Annotated in this window: 15 protein-coding genes; 8 read left to right on the top strand and 7 right to left on the bottom strand. The window is 74.4% G+C overall.

Going from position 1 to position 14,391, the window contains the following annotated elements; genetic code table 11:
- Positions 1 to 62: 62 nt before the first annotated feature.
- Positions 63 to 1,097: a hypothetical protein gene (locus K4S16_RS05710; protein WP_235036589.1), complete on the bottom strand. Its 1,035-nt coding sequence runs from the start codon at positions 1,095 to 1,097 to the stop codon at positions 63 to 65.
- 238 nt (positions 1,098 to 1,335) lie between these two features.
- Here K4S16_RS05710 and K4S16_RS44240 point away from each other — a divergent pair, with 238 nt between their 5' ends.
- Positions 1,336 to 1,512, top strand: a complete 177-nt coding sequence (locus K4S16_RS44240; RefSeq protein ID WP_160160852.1) for a hypothetical protein — start codon at positions 1,336 to 1,338, stop codon at positions 1,510 to 1,512.
- Positions 1,513 to 1,514: 2 nt separating this feature from the next.
- On the opposite strand, the gene K4S16_RS05715 is transcribed toward K4S16_RS44240, so the two are convergent.
- Positions 1,515 to 2,492 carry a DMT family transporter gene (locus K4S16_RS05715; protein WP_149257683.1) on the bottom strand — a complete coding sequence of 326 codons (978 nt, stop codon included), beginning with the start codon at positions 2,490 to 2,492 and terminating at the stop codon, positions 1,515 to 1,517.
- Here K4S16_RS05715 and K4S16_RS05720 point away from each other — a divergent pair.
- Positions 2,491 to 3,888 carry a PLP-dependent aminotransferase family protein gene (locus K4S16_RS05720; RefSeq protein WP_149257684.1) on the top strand — a complete coding sequence of 466 codons (1,398 nt, stop codon included), beginning with the start codon at positions 2,491 to 2,493 and terminating at the stop codon, positions 3,886 to 3,888. The two genes, K4S16_RS05715 and K4S16_RS05720, sit on opposite strands and share 2 nt — an antisense overlap.
- Before the next feature lie 44 nt (positions 3,889 to 3,932).
- Here K4S16_RS05720 and K4S16_RS05725 read toward each other — a convergent pair whose 3' ends face one another.
- Both K4S16_RS05725 and K4S16_RS05730 read right to left on the bottom strand, forming a co-directional pair.
- The gene (locus K4S16_RS05725; RefSeq protein WP_149257685.1) at positions 3,933 to 4,286 is read right to left on the bottom strand and encodes a VOC family protein; all 354 of its coding nucleotides are present in this window, start codon (positions 4,284 to 4,286) and stop codon (positions 3,933 to 3,935) included.
- Positions 4,283 to 4,537 carry a hypothetical protein gene (locus K4S16_RS05730; RefSeq protein ID WP_149257686.1) on the bottom strand — a complete coding sequence of 85 codons (255 nt, stop codon included), beginning with the start codon at positions 4,535 to 4,537 and terminating at the stop codon, positions 4,283 to 4,285. Before K4S16_RS05730 ends, K4S16_RS05725 begins: the two co-directional genes overlap by 4 nt.
- A gap of 105 nt (positions 4,538 to 4,642) precedes the next feature.
- Between K4S16_RS05730 and K4S16_RS05735 the strand changes: the two genes are divergently transcribed.
- The 4 genes from K4S16_RS05735 (at position 4,643) to K4S16_RS05750 (ending at position 8,469) form a co-directional block, all read left to right on the top strand.
- Positions 4,643 to 5,239 (top strand): CGNR zinc finger domain-containing protein, encoded by a 597-nt coding sequence (locus K4S16_RS05735; RefSeq protein WP_235036590.1) that lies wholly within the window; start codon positions 4,643 to 4,645, stop codon positions 5,237 to 5,239.
- A gap of 70 nt (positions 5,240 to 5,309) precedes the next feature.
- Entirely contained in the window at positions 5,310 to 5,870 is a 561-nt protein-coding gene (locus K4S16_RS05740; protein WP_149257687.1) for a GNAT family N-acetyltransferase, read from the top strand.
- A gap of 48 nt (positions 5,871 to 5,918) precedes the next feature.
- Positions 5,919 to 7,568, top strand: a complete 1,650-nt coding sequence (locus tag K4S16_RS05745) for an MFS transporter (RefSeq protein ID WP_235036591.1) — start codon at positions 5,919 to 5,921, stop codon at positions 7,566 to 7,568.
- Between the two features lie 34 nt (positions 7,569 to 7,602).
- Positions 7,603 to 8,469, top strand: a complete 867-nt coding sequence (locus K4S16_RS05750) for a 1,4-dihydroxy-2-naphthoate polyprenyltransferase (protein ID WP_149257688.1) — start codon at positions 7,603 to 7,605, stop codon at positions 8,467 to 8,469.
- Here K4S16_RS05750 and K4S16_RS05755 read toward each other — a convergent pair.
- Both K4S16_RS05755 and K4S16_RS05760 read right to left on the bottom strand, forming a co-directional pair.
- The gene (locus K4S16_RS05755; protein ID WP_149257689.1) at positions 8,433 to 9,443 is read right to left on the bottom strand and encodes a hypothetical protein; all 1,011 of its coding nucleotides are present in this window, start codon (positions 9,441 to 9,443) and stop codon (positions 8,433 to 8,435) included. The two genes, K4S16_RS05750 and K4S16_RS05755, sit on opposite strands and share 37 nt — an antisense overlap.
- Before the next feature lie 259 nt (positions 9,444 to 9,702).
- Positions 9,703 to 10,377 carry a uracil-DNA glycosylase gene (locus K4S16_RS05760; RefSeq protein ID WP_149257690.1) on the bottom strand — a complete coding sequence of 225 codons (675 nt, stop codon included), beginning with the start codon at positions 10,375 to 10,377 and terminating at the stop codon, positions 9,703 to 9,705.
- 112 nt (positions 10,378 to 10,489) lie between these two features.
- On the opposite strand from K4S16_RS05760, the gene modA reads away from it, so the two are divergent.
- Positions 10,490 to 11,269, top strand: coding sequence for a molybdate ABC transporter substrate-binding protein (gene modA / locus K4S16_RS05765; protein WP_149257691.1), 780 nt, complete (start codon positions 10,490 to 10,492; stop codon positions 11,267 to 11,269).
- A 144-nt stretch (positions 11,270 to 11,413) separates the two neighbouring features.
- Positions 11,414 to 13,483 (top strand): ATP-dependent zinc metalloprotease FtsH, encoded by a 2,070-nt coding sequence (gene ftsH, locus K4S16_RS05770; RefSeq protein WP_235036592.1) that lies wholly within the window; start codon positions 11,414 to 11,416, stop codon positions 13,481 to 13,483.
- A 48-nt stretch (positions 13,484 to 13,531) separates the two neighbouring features.
- Here ftsH and K4S16_RS05775 read toward each other — a convergent pair whose 3' ends face one another.
- Positions 13,532 to 14,371 carry a hypothetical protein gene (locus K4S16_RS05775; protein WP_149257693.1) on the bottom strand — a complete coding sequence of 280 codons (840 nt, stop codon included), beginning with the start codon at positions 14,369 to 14,371 and terminating at the stop codon, positions 13,532 to 13,534.
- Positions 14,372 to 14,391: the final 20 nt, after the last annotated feature.

The following is a 14,391-nucleotide window of genomic DNA, read 5'->3' on the forward strand; positions in this document are numbered from 1 at the left end:
CGGATATCCACCCCTTTTTACCTGGGGATACCGGCGTTTCGGAACGTGACGGCGCGGGTTTCTCAGCCGCCAAAACTTCCTGTCGCCCGGGGTAGCCAGGTTGCGCGGTAACGTGACCATTCGGACGGGTTCGTGGTCCAGTCGGCGTACACGCCCACCCCGTACGGGCGCCTGGGCGGCCGCTCCAGGTCGTCGATCCCCCGCCGGACGCCGCGCAGCGCGACGGACAGGTCCTCCGCCCACTCCGCGAGGGGCCGGTAGGTGGGGACGCCCATGAAGACCGTGGTCCGGTCGCCGATGAGCTCCAGCGTCCTGCGGGTGTGCCGGGCGAAGTGCCACCCGGCGAGGGCGCGCGTCGGCAGCGCCACGTCGTAGGTCATGATCGCGACCTGGTCGGCGCGGTCGGCGACGGCGCGCAGGAAGTCCTCCGTCGGACGCGGCGGATAGTGGATCTTCCCCGTGCGCGGGATGAGGGCCTTGTAGACGGGCTGGACGGCGTCCAGGAGAGTCGGCTGCTCCAGCGCCACCGACAGCAGCCTCCCCTTCGCCCGGGTCAGCTCGCGGGTGGCGTCCATGAGCGCGAGGAAGGCGCGGTCGTCGGGGTAGATCGGCTCGAAGTCGTAGTGGATGCCGTCGAACCCGAGGTCGAGGAGGGTCGCGTCCGTCCTGACCACCTGGGCGCGCACGGCGGGGTCGTCCAGGTCGATGACGCCCTTGCCGTCCACCATCCGGATCTGCCCCAGGTACGCCTGCGCGCGGACGCCCGGCGCGTACTTTCGCATGGCGGCGATGAGTTGCCGCGCGTAGCGGTACTTGCTCTCCGGCACGGTGCCGTCCGCCTCGAACGGCCCCGTATGAAAGAAGACGTCGGTGATGCGGTTCTCCGCCAGGAGCTTTCCGAGCGCCTGGTACTCGGCGTCGCTGTGGGGCTCCCCCACCCACTGGTGCCGCGCCCACAGGGCGTTGGCCTCGGTGCCGCGCGCCAGGGGCTCGGGCTGCCACCACACCCAGGCCCCGGCGAGCACGAGCGCGGCCAGGCCGAGCACGTAGGCCGCCGCCCACCCCAGAATCCGTCCGACCCGCCCCAAAACCCGCATCGCGCAATCATGGCGGATGAGCCGGGCGCGAGCGCGCCGCCGTCCCAGCGGCGCCCCAGCCGCGCCCCACGGTCCGGCCATAAAATGATCATGGTTGGGACGTGTTCGCGCGCCGCGCGCGGCAGCGGTTGACAACGGGGGAACCTTGTATTCACGAGGCGGCTCGTGGTGTCGGCCCGTTGGTCACGATGGGGAGCCGCTCGGCCCTTACCGTCCACGCGGATGGAGGTCAACCGGCATGCGAGTCCCACCGAGGCAGGGCGAGCCCCGCCCCCTGATCAGTACGCGGGCCCTCGTGATCGTCCTCGCGGCGGTCGGCGCCGCCGCGCTCGCCGCCGCCGCCCCGGATCTGGCGATCCCGATCGGGGTGGGCGTGGCGGTCGTCACGCTCCTGGCCCAGATCGTCAAGGACTGACCTCACCCGTGCCGGGCGTGCCCGGCGGGCATGCCGACCGCGCGCTCCTGCGCGAGATCGGGCAGGGTGCGCCGGATCCGGGCGCGCTGGGTGAGGGCCACGCAGACCAGCACGGCCACGGCCGCCAGCGCGGTCGTGGCGTCGATCCGCTCGCCGAGGAGCACACCCGACCAGAGCAGCGTGAGCATGGGCTGGGTGAGCTGGATCTGGCTGGCGCGGGCGATCCCTGCGCGCGCCAGGCCCTCGTACCAGGCGAAGAAGCCGAGGTAGGCGGAGAAGACGGACACGTAGCCGAAGCCGAGCACGGCGTGGGCCGTCCAGACGGGACGGGTCGTGGCGAGCAGCCACCCGGTGACCGGGACGGTGACGGGGACCGCCAGCACGAGCGCCCAGGAGATGACGCGCCAGCCCGGCATGTCGCGGGCCAGGCGCGCGCCTTCCGCGTAGCCGGCGGCGCAGGTGAGGAGGGCGGTGAACAGCAGCAGGTCTGCGGGCGTGACGCGGCCCGCCCCGCGGACCAGGGCGAAGCCGGTGACGCAGGCCGCGCCGGCCGCGCTCGCCAGCCAGAAGACGCGGGACGGGCGCTCCCCCGCGCGCAGGACCCCGAGCACGGCGGTGGCGGCGGGCAGCAGCCCGACGACGACGGCCGAGTGGGCGGCGGAGGCGCCGTGGTCCAGCGCGAGGGTGGAGAACAGCGGGAACCCGAAGACCACTCCGGCGGCGACGACCGCCAGGCTCGCCCACTGCCCGCGGCGCGGCGGGCGCGCCCGGACCGATAGCAGTGCGATGACGGCGAGGACGCCCGCGGCGGCGGAACGGCCGATGCCGATGACGTACGGGTCGAGCCCTTCGAGCCCGAGGACCGTGGTCGGAATGGTGAATGAGAAGGTCAGGACGCCGAGGGCAGCGAGCCCCAGCCCCGCCCCCGAAGTGCCGGCCGCTATCGCCCGGGGGGCAGTAGCGCTATCTTGTGTCCTCATGAAAGACGATAGCAGTGTGGCGGCGCTGGCCGGCAGGCTGCGCGCGGAGGTCCTCCGGATGACCCCCGGGGAGCGCCTCCCGTCGAGCCGGGCGCTGGTCGACCGGCACCGCGTCAGCCCGGTCACGGTGTCCCGGGCGCTCGGCCTCCTGGCCGCCGAGGGCCTCGTCGTGACGCGGCCGGGCAGCGGGGCGTTCGCCGCACCGCGGCCCGAGGCCGCCTGTGAACCGCCCGACCACGACTGGCAGGCGGTGACGCTCGGAGACCGGTCGGTGGACGCGTCGGGGGTGTCGTGGCTGCTCACCCCGGCGCCGGACGGCACGGCCGCGCTCAGCGGCGGCTACCTGCATCCGACGCTCCAGCCGGTGCGGGCGCTCGCCACGGCGGCGGCGCGGGCGGCCCGCCGGCCGGACGCGTGGGAGATGCCGCGGCTCGGCGGCGTGCCGGAACTGTGCGCCTGGTTCGCCCGCACGGTCGGCGGCGGCGTCTCCCCCGCCGACGTGCTGATCACGAGCGGCGGCCAGCAGTCGCTGACGACCGTGCTGCGCGCGCTGGTCCCGCCGGGCGCCCCGCTGCTGGTCGAGTCGCCCACGTACCTCGGCGTCCTCGCGGTGGCGCGGGCGAGCGGGCTGCATCCGGTGCCCGTGCCGGTGGACGCGGACGGCGTCCGTCCCGACCTGCTCGCCGAGGCGTTCGCGATGAGCGGGGCACGCGCCTTCTACACCCAGCCCGCCTTCCACAACCCGACCGGCACGGTGCTGGCCGCCGAGCGGCGCGAGCGGGTCCTCGCCGCGGCGCGCGCGGCGGGCGCGTTCGTGGTGGAGGACGACTTCGCGCGGTACCTCGGCATCGACGCGCCGCCGCCCCCGCCGCCGCTGATCGCGCAGGACGCCGACGGCCGGGTCGTCCACATCGCCTCGCTCACCAAGGCGACCGCGCCCAGCCTGCGGGTGGCCGCTGTGATCGCCCGGGGCCCGGTCGCCGAGCGGATCCGCGCGACACAACTCGTCGAGGAGTTCTTCCCCGCCAGGCCGCTGCAGGAGACGCTGCTCGAACTGGTCAGCTCGCCGGGCTGGCCGCGGCACCTGCGCACCGTCCGGGCCGCCCTGCGGTCGCGCCGGGACGCCCTCCTCACCGCGTTCGCCCGCGACCTGCCGGAACTGCGGGCGAACCGCCCGGCGGGCGGGCTGCACCTGTGGGCCCGGCTGCCGGACGGCGTGGACGACACCGCACTGGCCGAGGCCGCGCTGCGCGCCGGCGTCCTGGTCAGCGCGGGCCGGCCGTTCTTCCCCGCCGAGGCGCCCGCTCCCCACCTGCGGATCAGCTACGGCACGGCGGCCTCTGAGGCGGAACTGGCCGAGGGCGTGCGCCGCCTAGCCGCCGTCCTGCACTCCTGAACCGCCCCGGCCGTGCCGCGTCGGCCCCTACGGGCGGGTGTCGGTCAGGAGGCGGTGCAGAAGCAGAACTCGTTGCCCTCGGGGTCGCGCCAGACCTGGAACGGGTTCGCGGGGTTCCCCATGGGCCCGGCGGCCGGGGTCGCACCGAGGCTCGCGGCCCGCTCGCCGGCGAGGCGGATGTCCGGGACGTCGAGGTCCAGGTGGAGCCGGTTCTTGGTCCTCTTGCCCTCGGGGACGCGCTGGAACGACAGGATCGGCCCGCCGGTCCCGAGCGGCTCCAGGTCGAGCCAGTCGCCGCTCGCCGCCGTCGTCTTCATGCCGAGGAGGCCGCCCCAGAAGGCGGCCATGGCGTCCAGGTCGACGCAGTCGATGACGAGGTTGCCCACCTTCGGGATCATCGCGCGCCTCCCGCCGTAGGCGCGGAGTGCGCCGCGGCGCGGGCGCAGTACGGGGCGGGCGGCGTGCGGCGCGCCCGGTGCAGCCCGCCGACCATGCCGAGGACCCGGGCCCGCCGCTGCGCGGCGCGCTCCTCCGCCCGGGCGCGGGCGACGAGCCGCGCCTCGACGATGTCGGCGTGCAGGCGGGCGTACTCGCGGTCGGCCCAGGCATGGCGCATCGCGAGCACCCCGAAGTACGGCAGCTCGTTCATGTCGTCCCCTCGTTCGTTGACACCATCTAAACCGTAATGCCGGTGTCCCGGTCCGCGCAACCAGTAAAAGCTTTATGCCGGTGTCGCCACTTGGTAGAGTTCTCCGTGGACGAGCGGGAGGACGCGATGGCCGGCACTCACACGGGCGACGAGCCCGCGGCGCCGCCGAGCGACCCCGCGGCGCTGCTGATCGACTTCGTCAACACCCTCGACGTCGAATCCGCCGCCGACGACATCGCGACGCCCGCAGGGCTCGCCGGATGGCTGGCCGGGCGCGGGCTCGTCCCCGGCGGCGCCGTCGCCGCCGAGGCCGACCTCGGCACCGCCGTCGCCCTTCGTGAGGGCCTGCGCGAGGCCATGGCCGCCCACCACGGGACGCAGGACGCCGACCTTCCGGACGAACTCGAGGACGCCCTCGCCGCCCTGCCGCTGCGCGTCGTCCTCACCGGCCCGCGTCCCGCGCTCGTCCCGATCGACCCGCCCGGCACCGCCGCCGGCGGGCTCGCCCGGATCGCCGCCGCGATCATGGACTCGGTCGCGGCCGGGACCTGGCCGCGGCTGAAGACCTGCCAGGTCGACGACTGCCGCTGGGCGTTCCTCGACACCTCCAAGAACCGCTCGCGCACCTGGTGCTCGATGAAGGTCTGCGGCAACCGCGCCAAGACCCGCGCCTACCGGGCACGGCGGCGCGCTCCCGGGTAGCCGGCGCTCGCTAGGGTGGACCGCGAGCCCGGCGGAGGGCGCGGATCCCGGCGAGAGGACGTGGGACGGCATGGCGGATGTGGGGGTGCGGCCCGCGCGGCGCGCGGACGCGGCCGCCGTCGCAGCCGTCCAGGTGCGGGCGTGGCGGCACGGGTACGGCGACCTGCTTCCGGCGGACGTCCTGAGCCAGGTGACCAGCGACGCCGCTCTGGAGCGGTGGCGGGAGAAGTGGGCCGAGGCGGCGACGGCGCCGCCGAGCCCCCGGCACCGGCTGCTGGTCGCGGTGGCGTCCGACCTGGTCGTGGGGTTCGCCGCGCACGGCCCTGCCGAGGACGCCGACCTCGACCCCGCCGGCGCCGCCGAGCTGATCACCCTGCTGGTCGACCCGCCGCACACGCGCGCCGGGCACGGCAGCCGGCTGCTCGCCGCCACCGTGGACCTGCTCCGCGAGGACGGCTTCGACACCCTCGTCTCCTGGGTGTTCGAAGGCGACGAGGCCACCCGGACGTTCCTCGGCTCGGCCGGGTGGGCCCCCGACGGGACGGCCCGCACGCTCGACATGGGCGAGCCCGTCCGGCAGATCCGGCTGCACACCGACATCAGCACCGCGCCGGACGAGGCGGGCTCCTAGCGAGGGGCCGGTGAGACGCACCGGCGCCCCGGCCATATCTTTGAGGTCGTGCCCGAGTCCACCTCCCTGACGCCGCCTCGTGCCTCCGCGCCGGCGCCCTCCGGCCGGCATCGCCGGCTCGGCCTGGTCGTGCTGAGCCTCGGCGTCTCGCTGGTCGTGGTGGACGCCACGATCATGGGGGTGCTGCTGCCCCGGATCGTGTCCGACCTCGGCCTGTCGACGTCCGACGCCGAATGGGCGACCTCGGTCTACTCGCTGGTGTTCGCCGCGCTGCTCATCCCGTTCGGGCGGGCGGGCGACCTGGTCGGGCGCCGCCGCATGTTCGTGCTCGGGGTGGCGGTGTTCGCGGCGGCGAGCCTAGGCGCCGTGCTGGCCCCCGGCGGCTCGGCCCTCATCGGCGCGCGGGCGCTGCAGGGCGTCGGCGCCTCCATGGTCATGCCCGCGACGCTGTCCACGCTGAACGCGGTGTTCACCGGGCGGGACCGGGCCGTCGCCTTCGGCGTCTGGGGCTCGATGATCAGCGGCATGGCCGCGCTCGGGCCGCTCGCCGGCGGCGCGCTCGCCACCGGCGGCGGCTGGCGGTGGGCGTTCGGGATCAACCTGCCGCTCGGCGCCGCCCTGATCGCCGGGGCGCTGCGGTTCCTGCCCGAGACGCGCTCGCCCGCGCCGGGCGGCGCGCGGCACGAGATCGACTGGGCGGGCGGCGCGCTCGCCGCCCTCGGCCTCGGCGCGCTGGTGTGGGGGATCATCGAGGGGCAGACGTACGGCTGGTGGGCCCCGACGCGCCCGTTCTCCGCCGCCGGGTTCGACTGGCCGGAGTCCGCCCTGTCGCCCGTCCCGGCGGTGCTGGCGTTCGGCGTCGTGCTGATCGCGGCGCTGGTCCTGGTGGAGCGGGCCCGGGCGGCGTCCGGGCGGCCGGTGATGCTCGACCTCGCGCTGTTCCGCGTCCCGAACTTCCGGCGCGGCAACCTGGCCTCCGCACTGATCAGCGTCGGCGAGCTCGGGTTGCTGTTCGTTCTGCCGCTTTTCCTGCTTGGCGTGCACGGCACCAACCCGCTGCAGATCAGCCTGGCGATCCTGCCGCTCGCCGTCGGCGCGTTCCTGTCCGGCGGGTACGCGGGCAGGCTCGCGAACCGGCGCGGTGCCCACCGCGTCGTGCAGATCGGCATGGTGCTGGAGGTGGCCGCGGTCGTCGCGCTGGCCCTCACGGTCTCCGCGACGACGGGCGGGCTCGGCCTCGCGCCGTGGATGCTGCTGTACGGGCTGGGCCTCGGGCTGACCTCGGCGCAGCTGGCCAACGTGTCGCTGGCGGACGTCCCGGCCGCGCAGTCGGGCCAGGCGTCCGGGACCCAGTCGACGGCCCGGCAGGTCGGCGCGGCGCTCGGCATCGCCGCGATCGGGACGGTGTTCGCGACGAGCCTCGGGCACGCGATGACCGACCGGCTCGCGGGCTCGTCGCTGAGTCCGGAGCGGCGCGCGGCCGTCGCCCACGACCTGCGCGGCAGCGCCGGGACGTACGGGCGCGAGCTGCACGCCACCCCCGGCCTCGCCGCCGAGGCGCACGCCGCGGACGCCAGCCTCGCCGTCGCGACCCGGAACGCCGCCCTGACCACCGCGGCGATCCTCGCGCTCGGGCTCGGGCCGGCGCTGCGGCTGCGCCCGAGCACTGATGATCATCGGGAAGAATCGAAGCGCTAGTCCCCCTGTCGTCCTACGAGAACAAGCGGTAACTGTGGCCACGCTCTCCCAATGGGTCGCCGGATCCCGGCCCCGCACCCTGCCCGCGTCCCTCGTTCCCGTCGTCGTCGGCACCGGCGCCGCCGCCGGAGCGGGCGACCCCGTCTGGTGGCGCGCGGCCCTCGCCGCGGTCGTCGCCCTCGTCCTCCAGATCGGGGTGAACTACTCCAACGACTACAGCGACGGCATCCGCGGCACCGACGAGGACCGCGTCGGCCCGCTGCGGCTCGTCGGATCGAAGGTCGCGCCGCCCAAGCAGGTGCTCGCCGCCGCGCTCGGCTGCTTCCTCGCCGCCGCCGTGGCCGGGCTCGTGCTGGCCGCCGTCACGACGTGGTGGCTGCTGCTCGTCGGCGCGTTCGCGATCCTCGCGGCCTGGTTCTACACGGGCGGCAAGACGCCCTACGGCTACCGCGCGCTGGGCGAGGTCTCGGTCTTCGTCTTCTTCGGCCTGGTCGCCGTCGTCGGGACGACCTACGTCCTGATCGAGGAGCTGCCGTGGGAGGCGTGGGCGGCCGCCGTGCCGATCGGGCTGCTGGCGTGCGGGCTGCTCGTCGCCAACAACCTGCGCGACATCCCCACCGACCGGGAGTCGGGCAAGCGCACCCTCGCCGTCGTGCTCGGCGACCGCTGGACCCGGATCATGTACGCGGCGTGCACCGCGCTGCCGTTCATGTTCGCCCTGGTCCTGGGGGCCGCGCACCCGTGGGCGCTGCTCGCGCTGCTCGCGGCGCCGCTCTCGCTGCCGCCGACGCAGAAGGTCCTGAACGGCGCGACCGGCCCCGCCCTGATCCCGGTGCTGGGCGAGACCGGCCGGCTCCAGATCGCCTACGGCGTGCTGCTGGCCATCGGCCTGGCGCTCTGACCCTCGGCAAGCAGGAACGCGCCGGTGAGGCCGGTGACGAGCCCGGTGAGCACCCCGGCGAGGGCGACCAGCCCCGTGGCGGACGCGGCGTCCGGGGCCAGGAAGCCGGGCTGGGCGAGCACCACGAGCAGCCCGTAGAGGGACGCCGCGAACATCGCGCCTGAGCCGGCCCAGGCGACGGCGAGCGGCACCGCGAACCGGGCCGGGCGGCCCGCGCGCTGGACGATCAGGATGAGCGCGACCACGCAGGCGGCCCCGAGCAGGCCCTCCACGCCGTCGGCCAGCTGCTGGGCCAGGTTCCGGTCGGCGAGTTCGTGGCCGCGCAGGCCGGCCGTCCCCCCGAACGCCCAGAAGAGCTGCGCCGCCGCGAAGACCGCGCCCGGAACGGCCGCCCCGCGCGCCAGCAGCACCTGCAGCGAGTGGGTCGGCCCCTTGGGCACGCTCCTGGTGCGGATCTCGAAGATCCGCGGCCACCGGTCGCGCGCGTACAGGACGAACGCCGCCAGCAGCCCGACGCCCTGCACGGTGAAGCCGGTGTAGACCATGCCGTACACCCAGCCCTGGAGCGCGTTGTCACCGCCCGTCAGCGGCTCGGACGAGAACAGCGCCTGCAGGAGCGTCCCCAGCGGGACGGCGAGGACGATCGGCGCGAGCAGCCCCACCACGATCCAGATCGGCGCCAGCACCAGCCACGCCGGGATGCGGCGGCCCCAGCGGAAGGTGAACGCCAGCGCCACCAGCACGGCCGCCGCGTCCATGCCCAGGGTGATCGCGTTGCCCACGTAGAGCGCGGAGCCCTCGGCGGCGGACGCGTCGTTCCAGCCGACCGTGCTGCCGGACAGCCAGGCGATCTTGATGGTGAGGTAGGGGACGCACGCGGCGATCGTCGCCGCGCAGACGGCCAGGCGCAGCGGCCCGGGCCCGCCGTGCGCGGCGCGCGCGCGTACGGCGGGCCGGTGAACGGAAACGGTCATGCGACGACGATCCACCGGACCGGCCGCCCCGCGCCTCCCGCCGCGGGGTGAGCCCGGGCGCCCCCGTCCCCCGCGCGGGTGAGGCCGCCGTGTTTCAGAGTCCCGGCCCGCTTCGCTCGCCTGGCGGCTCGCTACGTGACCGGGCCTGGGCGAACGCGGCATCGCTTCGCGATCAGCCCGGTTCCGCTCGCCTCCGGCTTCGCAGAACCGGGCAGGTCACGCGTTCGCGCGTGGCCGAGGCCGCTTCGAGACAGGCCCGCTAGGCCCAGTCGATCTCGGGGCGGCCGGCGTCGACGAGGGCCTTGTTGACGGCGCTGAACGGGCGCGTCCCGAAGAACTTCTTGGCGCTGAGCGGGCTCGGGTGCGCCGACTCGATCACGGTGTGCTGGGGGCCGGTGATCAGGCGGGCCTTCTTGCGGGCGTAGGCGCCCCAGAGGACGAACACGACGCGCTCGCTCTTGTCGTTCAGCGCGCGGATCGCGGCGTCGGTGAAGTCCTCCCAGCCCTTGCCCGCGTGCGAGCCCGCCTCGCCGCCGCGGACGGTCAGCACCGCGTTCAGCAGCAGGACGCCCTGGTCGGCCCAGCGGGTCAGGTCGCCCGACACCGGCGCCGGGACGTCGAGGTCGGCCGCCAGCTCCTTGTAGATGTTGCGCAGCGACGGCGGGAGGCGCACGCCCTCGCGCACGCTGAAGCTGAGCCCGTGCGCCTGGCCGGGGCCGTGGTAGGGGTCCTGCCCGAGGATCAGGACCCGGGCGCCCTCGAACGGGCAGTGCCGGAACGCGTTGAACAGGTCCTCGCGCGGCGGGTAGACGGTCTGCCCGGCGTACTCCCCCGCGACGAACGCGCCCAGCGCGGCGGTGCCGATCGGGTCGAGCAGCGGTTCGAGCCGCTCCCGCCAGTCGCCGGGCAGCAGTTCCATCAGGTCGAGGGACATCGTCGGGCCTCCGAGAAGTGATCTCCAGTTGGTCGGAACACTAGTGCGGGCCTCTGACACGCCAGGGCCGAATCCGGGGACTCCGGACCCCTCGACCCTAGGATGAGATCAAATGCCCGATTCCCCCCGTCGGCGCCGCCTCCGCGCGTCCGCGCTGCTCGCCGCGCTCGTCCTGCCCGCCCTCGGCGCCGGCTGCGGCGACTCGTCTGGGCGGGTCACGCTCACCGTCCTCGCGACCTCCTCGATGACCGAGGTGCTCGGCGAGATCGGGACGGCCTACCAGCAGGAGAACCCGGACGTCAGGGTGCGGTTCGCCTTCGGCGGGACGCCCGAGATCGCCGACCGCCTCGCCGAGCACGAGCCCCCCGACGTCCTGGTGACGGCCGACGGGGCGAGCATGGACGAGGAGCGCGAGCACCTCGGCGGGCGCCGCCGCGTCATCGCCCACGACTCGCTCACGATCGCGGTCGGGCCGGGCAACCCCCGCCGCGTCCGGGACCTGCGCGACCTGGCGCGTCCCGGCCTGCGGGTGGCCGTCGGCGCCGGGACGGTCCCGGTCGGCCGCTACACCCGCCAGGTCCTCGCCAGGGCCGGTGTCCAGGTGCGGTGGACCAGCGAGGAGACCAGCGCCCGGGCCGTCCTGGACCGGATCCGCGCCGGCGAGGCCGACGCGGGGCTCGTCTTCATCACCGACCTCCGCTCGGCCGGGATCGCGGCGAGCAGCGTGCCCATCCCCGCGGACCTCAACGTCACCGCGGCCTTCCCCGCCGCCGCCGTCCGCGGCGGAGAGCACGAGGACACCGCGGACGCGTTCGTGTCGTGGCTGCTCACGCCCGGAGCGCAGCGGCTGTTCAACAAGTACGGCTTCGTCACACCGACCGCCCCCCAGTGACGCGCGGGGAACGGATGGGCGCCGACTTCCGTTTACCTCCCCGGAGCCCCCAGGGTTCCGGGCACGGCGCCGCGGCGCCGGGCCCCAGTACGACCACCTGACCGCCCCGGTCCGCGGGGCGCCTTGGACGGGGAGATGCGAGACGTGCCGGACGAGCGACCCGCGCCACAGCCCGACGGGACACCGCGACCGAACGGGACGCCGCCGAGCGCCGGCGCGCATCGCTCCGGCACTGCCGAGCCCGGCAGGCGCCAGTCGGTGCCGCCCCGCCGCGACCCCGAGCAGCCCTGGCGCGCCGAAGGCGTCCCCGACCGGCAGGACGGCCGGGCGCCGGGCCTGCGCGGAGGCGGGTGGAAGCCGAACCGCAACAACGCGGTCTTCTGGGCGCTGCTGCTGGTCGTCTTCGGTCTGAGCTACGTCTCCATGCACCTCAGCGGCCAGAAGGAGCGGGTGACGGTCCCCTACACGGCGTTCACCCAGCAGGTCGCGGCCGGGAACGTCAAGGACGTCTACACCAAGGGCTACCAGATCCAGGGTCAGCTGAAGAGCAGGCAGCCCGTCCCCGGGCACGGGGAGAAGACCTACACCTCGTTCGAGACGCTGCGCCCCGCGTTCGCCGACGACAAGATCTACACCGAGATGGTGCAGAAGGGCGTCGAGGTCGAGGCCAAGCCGGTCAACGAGGACCGCGGCCTGCTCGCCAACCTGCTGCTGTCACTGCTGCCGACGCTGCTGTTCGTCGGCCTGTGGATCGGCGTGATGGTGTGGCTGCAGCGCCGCATGGCCGGCGGGGGCGGCCTCATGGGCGGCTTCAACCGCTCCCCCAAGCCCGTCGCGGCGGACGACAAGCGCGCCACGTTCGCCGACGTCGCCGGCATCGACGAGGTCGAGGCGGAGCTCAGCGAGGTCGTCGACTTCCTCAAGGACCCCGGCAAGTACCGCCGGATGGGCGCCCGCGTCCCGCGCGGCGTCCTGCTGACCGGCGCGCCCGGCACCGGCAAGACGCTGCTCGCCCGCGCGGTCGCCGGCGAGGCGGACGTCCCGTTCTACTCCGCGGCCGCGTCGGAGTTCATCGAGATGGTCGTCGGCGTCGGCGCCGCCCGCGTCCGCGAGCTGTTCACCGAGGCCCGCAAGACCGCCCCGTCGATCATCTTCATCGACGAGATCGACACGATCGGGCGGGCGCGCGGCGGCGGCGCGAGCATGGGCGGGCACGACGAGCGCGAGCAGACCCTCAACCAGATCCTCACCGAGATGGACGGCTTCTCCGGCTCCGAGGGCGTCGTCGTGGTCGCCGCGACGAACCGCCCCGACATCCTGGACCCCGCCCTCATGCGCCCCGGCCGGTTCGACCGGCAGGTCGCGGTGTCCCCGCCCGACCTGGAAGGCCGCGTCGCGATCCTCGGCGTGCACACCCGCGAAGTCCCGCTCGCCGCCGACGCCGACCTCACCTCGATCGCGCGGATGACGCCGGGGATGACCGGCGCCGAGCTGGCCAACCTGGTCAACGAGGCCGCCCTGCTCGCCGTCAAGCGCGAGAAGGGCGCCGTGGACATGGACGACTTCCAGAGCGCGCTGGAGAAGGTGCAGCTCGGCACCCGGCGCTCCCTGGTCATGCCGTTCGAGGAGCGCCGCCGCACGTCCTACCACGAGTCCGGGCACGGCCTGCTCGGCATGCTGCAGCCGGGCGCCGACCCCGTCCGCAAGATCACGATCGTGCCGCACGGCCGGGCGCTCGGCGTCACCGTGTCCACCCCGGACGACGACCGCTACGCCTACGACGAGCGCTACCTGCGCGGCCGCATCATCGGCGCGCTCGGCGGCATGGCGGCCGAGGAGCTGGTCTTCGGCGTGGTCACCACCGGCTCGGAGAGCGACCTGGAGCAGGTCACCAAGATCGCCCGCGGGATGGTGGGCCGCTGGGGCATGTCGCAGAAGATCGGCCCCCTGTCGATCCTGCCCGCGGACGGATCGGACCCGATGGGCCAGTACGCCGCCCAGGGCACCCTGGACGCCGTCGACCTGGAGGCCCGCCGGATCGTCGACGAGTGCTACGCCGAGGCCGTGGAGACCCTCCGCGCCAACCGCGACAAGCTGGACTCCCTCGCCGCCGCCCTCCTGGAGAACGAGACCCTCGACGAGGCCGCCGCCTACGCCGCCGCCGGCATCGACCGCACCATCCGCGAAGTAGACCTCTCAAAATCCCACCACTGACCCCCGGCGGGCAGGGCTGAGGAGCGTCCCCGTCGGGTCTAGGCGGGTCTACGCGGGTCTAGGAAGGCCTATCGGGTTGGGGAAGGGCATCTCGGTCGCTGCGGCCTTGGAGGCCGGTATGAGGGACTCGTAGAGCGTTTTGGGGTCGCTCAGGACGTTGTAGGGGACTGCTGCCAGTTCGTCCGTGCGTTGTTCGATGCGCGCCTTCAGGCCGCGTCCTTCTGCGGTGGCCTCTCCCTGGGCCACGAGGCCGCGTCGGGTCAGTTCCTCGGTGGCCTCGGCCCAGTCCTCGGGCGACCAGCCGCGGCTCTCGTAGAAGCGCTCCGGGGGCACCACGCCGATGGCAGAGACGAGGACGTTCGCCTCCAGGCCGCTCAGCCCCTCGGCGGCGAGCAGGGCCACGTGCCCGTCTCCTCGGTGCTCGCGCAAGGACGTCGTCGCCTGCCAGAGCGCCTCAACGGGGTCCTCTGGGAGCGGCAGGTCCTGGTTGGCAGCGAACAGCGGGCGGCCGGAGGCGTCCGCCGCCATCACGACCTCCTGCAGGAGCGGTGCGGCCTTCACCGCCACGTCCTCGATGCCGGGGACGGTCCTGCGCAGCACGCGTGCCGCCGCGTCGCTCCGTGCCCGGAGGATGCTCTCCGGGGACGCGAACCGCCACGCGTCCGGAACGGCCCGCCGCACCCGCGCCGGGTGGAAGCCGAAGAAGGTGGCTTGGATCGTCCCCGCGGACACCGCGCCGAGCGGCGCCCCCCGGCTTCCGAAGTACCCCATCCAGAAGCCCTTGAGGCCGACGTCGCCGTTGGCCTTCCGGCACTCCTCGGCGAAGTAGGTCACCGCGTGCAGCGGTTCGACGACCTTCCACATGTCCCGCGCGAACGACGCTTCCACCCGCCGAACGCTAGGCCCGC

It is taken from the genome of Actinomadura sp. K4S16 (assembly GCF_008327685.1).
In the GTDB taxonomy this organism is placed as follows: domain Bacteria; phylum Actinomycetota; class Actinomycetes; order Streptosporangiales; family Streptosporangiaceae; genus Spirillospora.